Raw genomic sequence first — 13374 nt, 5'->3', positions numbered from 1 at the left:
GCAACAGTTGCCTTCTTTCTTTAATCATAATTATTTTTAGTAAATAGAAGGTTTAGGTATAAAATTAAGTTTACTTATTCACAAACAGGTCATGAATTTGTTAGCTAAACGCACCGTAACATTGTCTAAAACGAGCATACAAAGTACTTTACTGTCTTTGTTATTTTTGATGGCACTGTTACTTTCTGGCTGCAGTACAAAGCAATACAATGTTGTAAGCGATATTCCTTTTAAAGACGATCACTTTAAGGAATGTGTGCTTTCTTATGGAGAGCAACAACTCAATAAAATTCATGAACTAGAATGTTCAAACAGCCATATTACATCTGCCGATGAGATACGCTTTTTCCCTGCAATTGAATCATTAGATTTATCAAATAATCAGCTGACGACGTTAGACGTTACCAACAATACCTTGCTTAAGACTTTATATTTACCTAACAATAACCTGAAAAATCTCGATGTATCTGCCAACCCTTTACTAGAGTTTCTGTATGCCTATAACAATCAACTCAGTGACATTGACCTTACACACTCACCGCTAATAAAAGAGCTTATTCTGGTAGGGAACCAATTACACGACTTAAATATCACAGCCAATACAGTACTGGTTGATCTTCTTGTGTATGCCAATGCACTCACTGAGCTAGACATATCAAAGAATACTCAGCTGGAATATTTACAAGCAGAAAAAAACCAAATCGATACGCTAAACATCAGTCATAATCCTAATCTGAGCGTTTTACGGGTTGATCCTTCTACTACAATTATCGGCATTCTACCGATGAATGATCCATCTGCAATTGACGCATCTACGCCTTCTAGTCGAACAAAAATTCGCATAAAGCCGCACTTTTAGTGAACGTATTTACAGTGACATTACAATTGTTTATAGAAGTACACTGTTGCCTCAAATTCCCCTGATGAGCTTTTAGCAAAGTTAGGAATTTGACCCGCCTCTATATAGTCGAGCTTTCGATAGAGATTGGAGGCTATATCGCCTAAACGTGTGTCCAACACTAAAAGATGGCGTCCAATCTGTTTAGCGGTTGACTCCATAGATAACATTAACTGCTTACTGATCCCTTGCCCTCTAAACTCAGAATGAACAATTAGCTTTTCAATTTCGCCTCGATGTAAACCATTAGGTTTATGTGTTATTGAAAGCTGTACAGCTCCAACAACCCGCTCTTCAGTAATGGCAACAAACAGCTTCCTTGAGCTATCTTGAATATCAAGGTTAACAGCCTGCCAATATTCAAGCGCTTCCCTCTCGCCTAACGGCGCAATAAACCCGATAGAAGCCCCTTTTTCGACCCCATCAGTGAGTAATTCAATCAGGCTTTTTTCAATGCAATTCGTCGTTTTAACATCAATAATGTCCATATAACTTCCTTGTTATTTTATAATTCCATACCAACACTGCTGGTCGTGTTACATAATTCGTCACGTATACCATTATACTATGCAATGATTACCGAGAATATTAAACATTAGGAATGGACTTCAGACATTATGAGCAATTTATTTAAAGACATATACTCACAAGAGTTCTACGACCAGCTGTCGGAAATAATACTCGTAACCATTCCTTCATTTGAAAAAGAAACCTTTACTCAGTTAATTTTCAATGACAATTTTATTCATTACGAATTGAAGGAAAGAATGACGCATACTGCAAAAGTGCTTCATCACTTCCTGTCTGATGATTTTGGCGAAGCCACAGAAACAATAAAGCAACTGATTGATAATTTACGTCTTGCTGGCATCAAGGAAGAAAGCATTGAGTTTATGTTTTTTCCTGAGTATATTTCTGTATATGGTATTGATAAGTATGAAGAGTCTATTTCAGCCTTTGAATTTATAACACAGTTCACCAGCTGTGAATTTGCAGTAAGACCTTACATATTGAAGTATGAAGAAAAAATGTTAACTCAAATGGTTCAGTGGTCAAAACACCCCAATAATAAGGTTCGCCGTTTAGCGAGTGAGGGTTCAAGGCCACGGCTTCCTTGGGCAATGGCTTTACCAAGCTTAAAAAAGAATCCTATGCCTATCTTCCCTATTTTAGACACCTTGAAGAATGACAGTTGTGAAGTAGTAAGACGCAGTGTTGCGAATAACTTAAATGATATATCAAAAGATAACCCTAATTTTGTTATAGAGACAGCACAAAAATGGCTGGGATACACAAAAGAAACTGATGCACTGATCAAACACGCAAGTAGAACACTACTGAAACAAGGAGAACCAAAAACACTTCAATTATTTGGTTTTGATAGTAAAAATATCATGTTATCAAACTTTGATATCCTGACGCCAAATGTAAAAATCGGCGATGCCTTAGAGTTTTCATTCTCCATCACCAACGTAAATAAAACATGTAAAACGCTAAGGCTAGAATATGGTCTGTATTATAAAAAAAATAATGGTGACCTTTCTCGTAAAGTTTTTAAAATAAGTGAGCGTGAAATAGAACCGAATAAAGTATATAAGATTAATAGAAAGCAAAGCTTTAAACTTATAACAACACGGAAATTTCATACTGGTACTCATCAGCTTTCTATCATTATTAATGGTCAAGAAAGCCAAATCAAAGACTTTGAATTAGTCAGTTAATATTTTGCTCTTTAAGCACCTTTTCGATGCCTAGATAGCGACTGACTTTGTAGCGTTTTTGTCAGTTGTTCAAACTTGGCTTCTTGTTTAAGAAAAGCGGCGACAATAGCCGGATCAAAGTGATATCCACTACTTTCACATATGATCTTCTTCGCTTTTTCAAAAGAAAATGGTTCTTTATACGAACGTACACTGATCAAGGCTTCGAACACATCGGCAAGTGCAATAATACGCGCAGAAAGCGGGATATCGAGCCCTGCTTTTTGATGCGGGTAACCAGTACCATCCCAATGCTCATGATGATATAAAATCACATCTTTTATAATCTGATTTAGAGGTGTATCTACATTCATGCTTAATGTACAAAAATGCTCATAACCAAGTGTTGTATGTGTTTTTACGACGTCATACTCAGACACAGTCAAAGTGCCTGTTTTAAAAATAATAGATTCAGGAATAAAGCTTTTTCCCAGATCATGCATGATTGCGGCAGTATTCATGCTTGCTATAAATGATGTATTAATTTCCGTATAGTCATTCATTAATACATCAAGTAGTAACTGGGTGAACAATTTAGTTTGTTCAACATGGTATTGATATTCACCATCGATGAAAATGTTATTTGAATAACCGACACTATTAATTATGTTGTTCATGTTTAGTTGCAATACCAATATTTACTATATTAATAATTATTTAGATTTCAATCATTACATTAAGTCGATGTTCTAAATACATATCCCAAGCATAACCAAGTCATCTAATTTGTCTTCCATACAGTACGCGGTTATATATCCAAACAACATCAAGGTACACGTTTCAGTGAGCCCCCTATATCTTGAAGTCATTTAGGTATAGGCATATTAAAAGATACGCTAATAAAAACTTTGATTTCACTACTAAAAAGCACGATAAAATAGACATTGAATCGAAAAGATATCAATTTGTTTAGCATTTAATGATACTTGTAGTTCTTTCATAAGCATCCATTCACTTTGCTTAAAATACATGCTGTATAGATAAGAAAGGCTATACTCTATAGTAGATATTTTCGCTATTTAATGAGCTAAAAATAAACTTAACATACTGAATTAAAATGATTTATTGTTAGTACTAATACCATTCGAAGTCGGTTGATGGTCAGGTACTTGTTTAGATTGATATAAAACCCTACCGGAGGCCATATGAAAAGGGTCTTTTATATTAGTGATGATCTAGATGATCTTGAATTAGTCGAATATGAACTTGAATTAAGTGGCATTAGTACACCACAAATTCATGTACTTAGTGATAATGATGCAGAGGTCTCTTCTCACCACCTTCACCCAGTAAGATCGGTAATGCGTAATGATGTCATTCATTCAACTGAAATTGGTGCTGTCATTGGTGTATGTGCAGCTGCTTTAGTTATCTTTATTGCTTATATCTCCGGCGTAACTGAAACAACAGGCTGGATACCCTTTATTATGCTTGCCATAGTGATACTCGGTTTTATTACTTGGGAAGGCGGTCTATTTGGCTTTCAGGAATTGCATTATCAATTCCGTCGGTTTAAGCGCGTATTAAAGTCCGGTAAACATGTTTTAATGGTCGATATAGAGCCGTCGCAAGAAATTATGTTAGCAAATATCATTATTGCACATGATCACTTAGAGCCTGCTGGTACCGGAAAATCACCCCCTAAATGGCTAATAAGTGCCCATAACCAATGGCATACCATGATGCATAAGATGCCTTAATTTTTATTGATAGAATATTACTGATTTAAAAAAGCTAATTATTTATAGTGATTAGCTTTATATTCTATTTTAGGTTGATGTAAATAACAGTATTCTAAGGCTATATATATATTCTGCTTCTGTTGCCATTAATGTAAGCAGTACAAGTAATGCCAGAGGCGGTAAAAATATGGAGCAGACGAGCGCCAACTTCTCCCATAGCATATGCATAAAAATACTCGCAATTAGCCCTGCTTTTAACAGCATGAAAATAATGATCAGCGACCAACGTAATATGCCTTGTACATGAAGGTAATCAACCATATACGACAAGGTACTGAGTAAAAATAATAATCCCCACACCTTCAAATAAAGGCTTATGGGGTGTTGCTGATGTGTTTGTGTTGTATGCATAACAACCTCCTTACCACAAATAGAAAAAGGCAAAGATAAATACCCACACTAAATCGACAAAGTGCCAATAAAGCCCTGCTATTTCGACGATTTCATAACGATTAGTGGAATTATCTGATTGCGTTTTTTCATATCGTCCACACCACACTCGCCACGCGATTGTCAGCAGATAAATAACACCAATACTGACATGTAATCCATGAAATCCTGTGATCATAAAGAAACTGGCACCAAACTGTGCAGCACCTAGATCATTCCCCCATGGGCGAATGCCTTCTTCCACGATCAATTTGGTCCATTCGAATGCTTGCATACCGACAAAAGCGAGTCCAAATAATGCCGTAATAAAGATTAATGCTGCAGTTAACTGACGTCGACCTTGATAGCCAAAATTAACCGCCATAGCCATAGTGCCGCTGCTGGTAATCAGAATAAAGGTCATGATTGCGATTAAAACTAATGGGATATCTTGACCGCCAAGGTTTAAAGCAAAAACGTCACTGGTGAGTGGCCAAGATTCGGTAGTGGTCATTCTGACTGACATATAGGCAACTAAAAAACTGCCAAAAATAAAAATATCACTGAGTAAAAAAAGCCACATCATGGTTTTATTTGACGAGATGTTAAAGACAGCTCTATCAGCCGAAAAATCGTCAATTACTGACAGCCAACCGCTAGAGCTACTATCGTCAGATTGAAGGGATGACGATTCAGGGGGCTTTTTTCTTGATTCTTGTGGTGTTGATAACAGCTGTGCCATATGCGTTTACCTCATTATGTAAATCGCAATAGCCCTAATAAAAACAACCAAATAAGTAATAAAAAATGCCAGTACCGAGTACATAAATGTAATGACTGATACAGTGAATTTGCATGCCCTTTTCTAGCGTTATAAATCACTAAAAATAAAGCAGCAAGGCCACCCAGTACATGCAATCCATGCAGGCCAGTTAAAAGGTAAAAGAAGCTGTTGGCTGGATTATTGTCGACTGTAATATTTTGGTCTACTAAGTATTGCCACGCCCAAAGCTGAGTAAAAACAAATCCTAAGGTAAGCAACACCGCCACGATTAATATAGAACGACAAGCCATTACCGATGGTAATAATGCGGCTCTACGATGACAATTAGCCATCGCAACACAGCTCATAAAAAGCATAGCAGTGCTTAAGCTGAGCTGCCAAGGTTCATTTAATGACTGCCAATCGTTTAACGACATACGTATTTTGTACGCTACTGTAAACAAGAAAAACAGCATAGTGATAACAGCCATAAAAACCCATAACCCTATAATGGCAGGTGACGAGGTATCAGCAGGTAAGTAATTCTCGTCAGCATCTGGCGTTAATGTGCTTTTAGATTCAGGCTCCGATTTATTGTTTGAATGATGTTGCTTATTCATCATCATCCCCTTTGTCTACGGGTATCTTAATACCATCTTCAGGTATTGAACTATCTACATGCTCCATTAACACCCGCTCTGGCGGTATGTTTTGTGGAATAAAATCTTCTTTAACATTCGGTACACTGTAATCATACGCCCAGCGATAAACGATCGGACAATGTAAGCCCCAATTGCCATGCTTAGGTGGCGTGTCTGGTGTTTGCCATTCTAAAGATGTTGCAGACCAAGGGTTCGCTGCAGCTTTTTCCCCTTTAAATACACTCCAGAATAAATTAAACAGAAACACTAACTGTGCGGCCCCCACAATCAATGCCATAACAGTGATAAATGCGTTCAAACTTTGTGCTGATTCAGGAATAAAGTCGTAGTTTTCGTACGCATAATAACGACGGGGAACACCCAATATTCCCAAGTAATGCATTGGGAAATAAATGGCATAGGTGCCCAAGAAGGTTATCCAGAAATGAAAATGCCCCATTGCCGTATTAAGCATCCGCCCTGTCACTTTCGGGTACCAGTGATAAATACCACCGAATATGACTAATACTGGGGAAACCCCCATCACCATGTGGAAGTGAGCAACAACAAAATATGTATCAGATAACGGAATATCAACGATAACATTGCCAAGAAATAACCCCGTTAAACCACCAATTAAAAAGGTACTCATGAAGGCAATAGAAAACAGCATCGGCAAGGTTAAATGAATATTACCTCGCCATAATGTGAGCAACCAGTTATACACTTTTATCGCAGTAGGAACGGCAATAACGAGGGTGGTAGTGGCAAAAAAGAACCCGAAATACGGATTCATACCACTAACATACATATGGTGGGCCCATACCACAAAGCTAAGAACACCGATGGCTAAAATAGCCCACACCATCATTTTATAACCAAAGATATTTTTACGTGCGTGAATACTAATAAGATCAGACACTATCCCAAAGGCTGGCAAAGCAACGATATACACTTCGGGGTGACCAAAAAACCAAAAAAGGTGCTGAAATAAAATAGGGCTGCCACCGTCGTATTCCGTTAATTGCCCCATAGAAACAATGGCTGGCATAAAGAAACTGGATCCCAATAACTTATCAAATAACATCATAACGGCACTAACAAATAACGCAGGAAAAGCCAATAATGCCATAATTGAAGCTATAAAAATCCCCCATACTGTTAGGGGCATGCGCAGTAATGTCATACCTTCCGTGCGAGCTTGTAATACTGTGGTAACGTAATTTAGCCCACCTAACGTCGCTGCTACTATGAACACTGCAAGCGAGATCAACATCAGTACAATGCCCCACTCAACACCCGGCGTGCCAGGCATAATCGCTTGAGGGGGATATAACGTCCAACCAGCACCTGTTGGCCCACCTGTCACAAAGAAGCTCGCAATTAAGATCAGAGAAGCCAGAAGATAAAACCAATAACTCAACATATTTAATAGCGGAAACACCATATCCCGTGCGCCGACCATTAATGGAATTAAGTAATTACCAAAGCCCCCCAAGAAAAGTGCTGTCAGTAAATACACCACCATAATCATGCCGTGCAATGTCATAGACTGGTAGTAAGTATTTACATCAATAAAGTCAAATTGCCCTGGAAAGCCAAGCTGTAAACGCATTATCCATGATAAAACGAGTGCAATCAGCCCCATAGCAATAGCCGTTAGCGTATACTGAATGGCAATAACTTTATGGTCTTGGCTCCACACATATTTGCGCCAAAAGCTGTGAGCATAAGCGTCTGAATCTGCTGAATTCGAAGAATGATGTTCAGTCATAACAAGCTTGTCTCATTCAAAAAAATCGTGATATAAATTACTTAGATACTGATTTGATATAAGCAATAATGGCGTCAACTTCCTGATCATCAAACTGATAAACAGGCATGATGGCGGGATAACCTTTTACTATTTCAGCTTTAGGGTTAAGTATCGATGTACGTAAATATGCCTCGTCTACTACCACTCTTGCATCATCAGACATAATTTCCGTTTTTCCGTATAAACCTAACCACGTAGGTCCAACACCGGGATTGCCGTTTAGACTATGGCAGCCAATACAACCATTCACTTCAGAGAGTGTTTTGCCTAATTCAATGGGGTTAGTCTGTGTTTGGCGGGTAGGGTCTTGAGTTTGAGCAAATGTAGGTTGAGTTGCTAGCCAGCTTCCGAATTGTGCATCATCTTCAACGATCACTCTTCCTCGCATATTAAAATGCCCTACGCCACACAGTTCAGCACAGAGAATCTCATAGCTCCCTCGCTTCGTTGGAGTAAACCAAATGTATGGGACAGTACCGGGTACTAAATCCATCTTGGCTCGAAACTGAGGTACATTAAAATTGTGCAAAACGTCTTTTGAACGCAGTAAAACTTTATAAGGCGAAAAAATCGGAAGATGTAATTCAGGGCTAAGAATAATTTTATCGTCTTGAGAGGCGGGATCATTAGGATCAATACCCAAGGGGTTTTTACTACTTACCCACTGAGTACTACTTTTCCCTAACTGTTCATCTTCACCGGGAAAACGAAAGCTCCACTTCCACTGCTCACCAACAACCTCTACCAGTTTTGCGTCATCTGGCACGCTAACATACTCACCATATACCGCTAAACCGGGAGCGAGTAATCCCACAATTCCGACAGTGGTTAAGCCAATTAGCCACGCTTCCAGTTTTTTATTTTCAGGTTGATAGGCAGATTTCCTACCCGGCTTATAGCGGAATTTTATGACACAAAAAGCAATCAGTAGGTTGATTACTATAAAAAAAGCACCCGTAATAATAAGAGTTAGTGTTAACTGGTTGTCGATTTGTGACCAATTTGACGCAGCAGAGGTTAGCCACCATGGGCTAAGAAAATGAAAAGCAACAGATGCAATTACAATAACGATTAATGCAATGGCAATAACCATAGAAAACACTCTAATTATTCTTGATCATATCCCTGATTTTATGAATAAAAAATACCCCTTAAAAAGAAGTCACTACATATTTCGGCAATGATCTTGCCACTAATCTTAGTGGGGTTCATTTAAATTCGCGACCCAAAAAACTGCAATCTAATCTGTTTACGCAATTGTGAGACAAGGATATTTCACATTCTGTCGTTTTTATTCAATTAAACAAAACTGAACTCAATTACAATATTATGTATGTTTAAAAAGAAAAAATTGCACGGATTATCATGAATTCAATATTGTCATTGCCACAGCTTGGTTGGCAGACTTATTTTCAACAGCAGTTATCATTAGAAGAACTCGAAAATTACCAGATTGGTCGAGTGCTTGCGCACCATCGTAGTCTCTATGTTATTCAAACTGAAGCGGGGAGTTTTTCGCTTGAGATCAGACCGAATATGCCAGCATTAACGGTTGGGGATTGGATATTACTTGATAGTGAACAACAACTAATAAGATTACTCGACCGCCTAACCTTACTCTCGCGCAAAGCCGCGGGCAGTAAAGTATCGGAACAGTTAATTGCAGCCAATGTCGACACACTTTTTATCGTCAACTCACTCAACCAAGATTTTAATTTAAGTCGTATCGAACGCTATCTTGCTATTGCACACGACAGCGGATGTGAACCAGTGATTATTTTAACAAAAGCAGACTGTTGTGATGCACCAGAATCGTTTAAGCAACAAGTGCAAGCGCTTGATCCATTCTTAATGGTCGAGGCTGTTAACAGCCTTGATACAGACAGTGTCGCAACACTAAAACCATGGTGCAAGCTGGGTAAAACAGTCGCATTTGTTGGTTCATCTGGTGTTGGGAAATCCACATTGGTTAACACCTTAATGCAGAGTCAAGATCAAGAAACAGGCGGCGTAAGAGAAGACGACAGTAAAGGCCGTCATACAACCACGAGTCGGTCGATGCACATTATGCCAACAGGAGCATTACTTCTTGATACTCCTGGTATTCGAGAGTTGCAAATTGCAGACTGCGAACAAGGCGTTGAAGAAACATTTAGTGATATTGCTAAGTTATCTCAGCAATGCCGCTTTGCTGATTGCCAGCATCAAGCAGAACCCAAATGCGCCGTACAAAAAGCTCTTTCTACAGGGCAGTTAGATGAACGACGATTAAATAATTACTTCAAATTGCGAAGAGAACAAGAACGTAACGGAAGTTCAATTGCAGAAATGCGCAGTAAAAATAAAAACCTAAGTAAAATGTACAAATCGGTTCAAACAAGCGCACGAGAGAACAAAGGAAAGTAATTTATGCTCTCCTAACTTTATTCATTGTCAGGTTTCTAATTCCAACATTATAGACAATAAGACTGCGAGCTCTATCTATGCTCAACACTTATAAATATTCTGTGGGATATAGACAATGAAAAGTCATAAAATATCGCGATTAAATAAAACAATAAAAAGCGCCGTATTCGTTAGCTGTTGCTTCTCTGCGACAGCTATTGCCTCAGGGATATCGCTCTTGCCTTATCCTCTTACATCCAATCTTTATGCATTGGAAAACAACTGCGACTGTGTACTAAAAATAAGTCCAGAGAAAGACATCACCATTACCATCACCAAACAACAAATTCTATATGCTCTCTTTCAAATTGGTGGTTACTACGACAATGTGGATTTTGAAGACGCGGGGATTGTTGCTTTATCTGACGGTACTGTCATTTTCGCTCTAACTGCAGAAGGCGACTATGGTACGGGCGCATACTTAATGAAAAAAAACAAATACGGTATGCTAACCGTCTTATTGCATAACGACGATATTACATCACTCACAGGGGGCGGTGACCCTGATTTAGATGGTCTAGTCGCAGGTTTTGATGGGTTCTTATACGTCGGTGAAGACGAAGAAGACATGATATTGAAAGTGAACCCACATACTGGCTACGCTGAAATATTTATAGAAAAAGAAGATCTTGAACAACTTGGTGATGGTTTCGACTTTGATGTTCAAGCCGCCCTTTCGGCTGATTACCGCTATATTTACACGGCCAGCGATGATACTCCCAATATTGTCTACCGCATTCCTTATAAGTATGGAAAACCCGAGGTTTTTGCGGCAGGACCAAATGTTGACCCTCATGATCTCTCACGCGACAATTATGTTTTCATTGTCAATGACAACTATGATCCACCGGTGGGTTACACGCGCTACCAAAACGAGTCCGGTTATTTTTCACCGCTAAAACCCACCAATATAACTGGAACATTTACGCTAACCTTTGACCATGAATATGGTGCTAACGTAACAACTGACCCGATTAACTGGGATGCAACCTCACATGAGGTTGCATATGCCATACAACAAGCCTTATACCTTCCTATTGATGTACGCGGTATTGGCACGATTGGTAGCCCTTGGACTTTTAACAACCTTGAGCATTACACATTAGACGACATCAATGATGACTACCTCTATAACGCTGATGCAAGAAGAGAAGATGAAAGCAGTGATAGTAAAGAAGCTGTAGAAGCCAATAATCATATTGAGGCTCTAGGTACCGATGCCTACTCTGGCACAATTACCATACAATTTGATGCGCGTATTACAAGTGGTTCTAGTAGTGAAGAGAAAGATCTCGGTACTATTAGCTGGCAAGTGGGTGATAGCGCCTACTCCATTCAGAATAAATTAATCGAAGAGACCCATTTAAGTAAAGAAGATATCGCTGTTAGTGGTAAAGGGACGCTGTACAATCCGTGGGTATTCAAATTCTTCGGTGGTTTTGAGAAAACGCAGATCGACTTTGATCTTATAAACGATGACTATTATGCATTAAGCAGCGAAGATATCTTAGCCGGTACAATCCAAGATGCTCGCGCCTTTGATGACCCTGACGGATACATGACCCGAAGCCGTACAGGTATAATGACGTTGGCTGATGACTCAGGTGCGCATTTCATCTATAACATCGACCCAGCAGGTAAAGTTAGAACCTTAGTCACAGAGTGGGATCTTATTAAAACCAATGGGGGTTCAGTCGATATGGAAGGTGGGCTGGCTTACGACAGGTACGGCAATCTTTTTGCCAGCAATCCTAATGATAACGATGATGTAGGAGAAGACAACGGCGCCAATATCTTCAAAATAACCCCACATAAGAACATTTCTATTTGGGTAGATGCTGAAGATATAATAGCCATTACCTACGGTGATAAAGGCGGTGTGGATGTTCAGGGTATCGCCTTTGAATACGGCTACTCTGCCCCTTCACGCTACTCACCATATCGTCGTTATTAAACCATTCACATTTAACGTTGAGGTATATCAAAGCCTCAGCGTTACTGTGGTATCAGTAAAAAGAGAATTATTCGTTTAATATAAAAATAGCGATAGAAAATTAAGGAAACCAGTAAATACTCAGTGAATGGTACTTTTCATTACTGGTTACTTGAATACGGTTATACCGTATGAATAAACTCTTAAGTGAGTTAACTATTCGCTTAGATTAAACGAATTTTAATCGCCTGAAGCTTATTTGAAGAGTCATCCATGATGAACTCAACAAGGCTGCCTGATACAGGTAAACCGCCATTTACACTTGAGGCATCAAAGCGGATATCACCACCAAGATCACATGTAATTAGGCCATTGTTGTCAGCAGAATTGAAGCTACGGATAATACCAGTTTGTGAAGTCATAATTATTTCCTTTTTACCCAAACAATGCTTTAGAGCGTTATGTTTGAGGTATATCAAATTGAGTAGATAGTTAGTTAGTTCCGCTCACATCTTTGTGGCGGTAAATATCTTTTAACTCATTGACCTTTATTCCTTTACAGCTAAGAGTTCACCCTACTCAATAGCTCATCACCGCATAATCGTTCGCAACATTAACGATAGCAGTGGAAAGAAATCATTCATTTGATCTTCTTTAATTTTCTTCTTTACAGCAGGCTTTGGCGAGAAGCAGGAAGTGCGAAGTGTTCTTTGAAAAAATCATTGATTAGGTCTGAGTTGCAGACGAGATAAACATTAAACGTAATATATCTGTCTGTAAACATTTTTATTGCAATAAAACGTGATAAAAATCACACCAGACACCAGGCGAATCATAACCAATTGATCTCAAAAGCCTAAACTGCAATTTTCTTTCCCAACTCCCCTTCCCTATCTTTGTAATAAAATGTCTATTTCTCGTTTATGCACACTCCCCTCAACACCATGACCGGATTAACACTCAAATTATTGCTCAATTATTTCGAACAACTTGAACTAAAAAACACC

At 38.7% G+C, this 13374-nt stretch carries 13 protein-coding genes; 5 read left to right on the top strand and 8 right to left on the bottom strand.

Annotation, left to right across the window (positions count from 1 at the left end):
* The first annotated feature begins 91 nt into the window (after positions 1–91).
* On the top strand, positions 92–859 hold the full coding sequence (locus tag C9J48_RS12870) for a leucine-rich repeat domain-containing protein (protein WP_006230436.1): 768 nt from the start codon (positions 92–94) through the stop codon (positions 857–859).
* 20 nt (positions 860–879) lie between these two features.
* Here the strand turns inward: C9J48_RS12870 and C9J48_RS12865 are convergent, their stop codons facing one another.
* Positions 880–1386, bottom strand: a complete 507-nt coding sequence (locus C9J48_RS12865; RefSeq protein ID WP_006230437.1) for a GNAT family N-acetyltransferase — start codon at positions 1384–1386, stop codon at positions 880–882.
* A 129-nt stretch (positions 1387–1515) separates the two neighbouring features.
* Here C9J48_RS12865 and C9J48_RS28260 point away from each other — a divergent pair, with 129 nt between their 5' ends.
* Positions 1516–2619, top strand: coding sequence for a DNA alkylation repair protein (locus C9J48_RS28260; RefSeq protein ID WP_036802769.1), 1104 nt, complete (start codon positions 1516–1518; stop codon positions 2617–2619).
* An 11-nt stretch (positions 2620–2630) separates the two neighbouring features.
* Here C9J48_RS28260 and C9J48_RS12855 read toward each other — a convergent pair whose 3' ends face one another.
* A complete protein-coding gene (locus C9J48_RS12855; RefSeq protein WP_428433443.1) occupies positions 2631–3161 on the bottom strand; it encodes an HD-GYP domain-containing protein in 531 nt (176 codons plus the stop codon).
* Positions 3162–3803: 642 nt separating this feature from the next.
* Here C9J48_RS12855 and C9J48_RS12850 point away from each other — a divergent pair.
* Positions 3804–4358, top strand: coding sequence for a hypothetical protein (locus C9J48_RS12850; protein WP_006230441.1), 555 nt, complete (start codon positions 3804–3806; stop codon positions 4356–4358).
* Positions 4359–4427: 69 nt separating this feature from the next.
* Here C9J48_RS12850 and C9J48_RS12845 read toward each other — a convergent pair whose 3' ends face one another.
* Genes C9J48_RS12845 through C9J48_RS12825 form a run of 5 tightly spaced genes read right to left on the bottom strand, consistent with a single transcriptional unit; the run spans position 4428 to position 9082 of the window.
* Positions 4428–4751 carry a cytochrome C oxidase subunit IV family protein gene (locus tag C9J48_RS12845; protein WP_006230442.1) on the bottom strand — a complete coding sequence of 108 codons (324 nt, stop codon included), beginning with the start codon at positions 4749–4751 and terminating at the stop codon, positions 4428–4430.
* A 10-nt stretch (positions 4752–4761) separates the two neighbouring features.
* On the bottom strand, positions 4762–5511 hold the full coding sequence (locus tag C9J48_RS12840) for a heme-copper oxidase subunit III family protein (RefSeq protein ID WP_006230443.1): 750 nt from the start codon (positions 5509–5511) through the stop codon (positions 4762–4764).
* Positions 5512–5525: 14 nt separating this feature from the next.
* Complete coding sequence (locus C9J48_RS12835; RefSeq protein WP_006230444.1) at positions 5526–6152, bottom strand: cytochrome c oxidase subunit 3; 627 nt, start codon at positions 6150–6152, stop codon at positions 5526–5528.
* Positions 6145–7947: a cytochrome c oxidase subunit I gene (ctaD, locus tag C9J48_RS12830; protein ID WP_006230445.1), complete on the bottom strand. Its 1803-nt coding sequence runs from the start codon at positions 7945–7947 to the stop codon at positions 6145–6147. Before ctaD ends, C9J48_RS12835 begins: the two co-directional genes overlap by 8 nt.
* Positions 7948–7984: 37 nt before the next feature.
* The gene (locus C9J48_RS12825) at positions 7985–9082 is read right to left on the bottom strand and encodes a cytochrome c oxidase subunit II (protein ID WP_006230446.1); all 1098 of its coding nucleotides are present in this window, start codon (positions 9080–9082) and stop codon (positions 7985–7987) included.
* Between the two features lie 272 nt (positions 9083–9354).
* On the opposite strand from C9J48_RS12825, the gene rsgA reads away from it, so the two are divergent.
* Together rsgA and C9J48_RS12815 are read left to right on the top strand one after the other, a co-directional pair.
* Positions 9355–10395 (top strand): ribosome small subunit-dependent GTPase A, encoded by a 1041-nt coding sequence (rsgA, locus tag C9J48_RS12820; protein WP_006230447.1) that lies wholly within the window; start codon positions 9355–9357, stop codon positions 10393–10395.
* A 115-nt stretch (positions 10396–10510) separates the two neighbouring features.
* Entirely contained in the window at positions 10511–12388 is a 1878-nt protein-coding gene (locus C9J48_RS12815; RefSeq protein WP_006230448.1) for a hypothetical protein, read from the top strand.
* Positions 12389–12591: 203 nt separating this feature from the next.
* On the opposite strand, the gene C9J48_RS12810 is transcribed toward C9J48_RS12815, so the two are convergent.
* A complete protein-coding gene (locus C9J48_RS12810; RefSeq protein ID WP_006230449.1) occupies positions 12592–12789 on the bottom strand; it encodes a S1 domain-containing protein in 198 nt (65 codons plus the stop codon).
* Positions 12790–13374: the final 585 nt, after the last annotated feature.

It is taken from the genome of Photobacterium profundum (assembly GCF_003026285.1).
Taxonomy (GTDB): Bacteria; Pseudomonadota; Gammaproteobacteria; order Enterobacterales; family Vibrionaceae; genus Photobacterium; species Photobacterium profundum.
Note: the sequence above shows the minus strand (reverse complement) of the source record. Positions and strands in the feature narration are given on the sequence as shown.

What these genes read in the sequence shown, in the direction of transcription:
- C9J48_RS12810 (WP_006230449.1), bottom strand. Translation starts at nt 12,789, where the DNA reads ATGACTTCACAAACTGGTATTATCCGTAGCTTCAATTCTGCTGACAAC.
- C9J48_RS12850 (WP_006230441.1), top strand. Translation starts at nt 3,804, where the DNA reads ATGAAAAGGGTCTTTTATATTAGTGATGATCTAGATGATCTTGAATTA.
- C9J48_RS12870 (WP_006230436.1), top strand. Translation starts at nt 92, where the DNA reads ATGAATTTGTTAGCTAAACGCACCGTAACATTGTCTAAAACGAGCATA.
- C9J48_RS12815 (WP_006230448.1), top strand. Translation starts at nt 10,511, where the DNA reads ATGAAAAGTCATAAAATATCGCGATTAAATAAAACAATAAAAAGCGCC.
- rsgA (WP_006230447.1), top strand. Translation starts at nt 9,355, where the DNA reads ATGAATTCAATATTGTCATTGCCACAGCTTGGTTGGCAGACTTATTTT.
- C9J48_RS12835 (WP_006230444.1), bottom strand. Translation starts at nt 6,152, where the DNA reads ATGAATAAGCAACATCATTCAAACAATAAATCGGAGCCTGAATCTAAA.
- C9J48_RS28260 (WP_036802769.1), top strand. Translation starts at nt 1,516, where the DNA reads ATGAGCAATTTATTTAAAGACATATACTCACAAGAGTTCTACGACCAG.
- C9J48_RS12825 (WP_006230446.1), bottom strand. Translation starts at nt 9,082, where the DNA reads ATGGTTATTGCCATTGCATTAATCGTTATTGTAATTGCATCTGTTGCT.
- C9J48_RS12845 (WP_006230442.1), bottom strand. Translation starts at nt 4,751, where the DNA reads ATGCATACAACACAAACACATCAGCAACACCCCATAAGCCTTTATTTG.
- C9J48_RS12840 (WP_006230443.1), bottom strand. Translation starts at nt 5,511, where the DNA reads ATGGCACAGCTGTTATCAACACCACAAGAATCAAGAAAAAAGCCCCCT.
- C9J48_RS12865 (WP_006230437.1), bottom strand. Translation starts at nt 1,386, where the DNA reads ATGGACATTATTGATGTTAAAACGACGAATTGCATTGAAAAAAGCCTG.
- ctaD (WP_006230445.1), bottom strand. Translation starts at nt 7,947, where the DNA reads ATGACTGAACATCATTCTTCGAATTCAGCAGATTCAGACGCTTATGCT.
- C9J48_RS12855 (WP_428433443.1), bottom strand. Translation starts at nt 3,161, where the DNA reads ATGAATGACTATACGGAAATTAATACATCATTTATAGCAAGCATGAAT.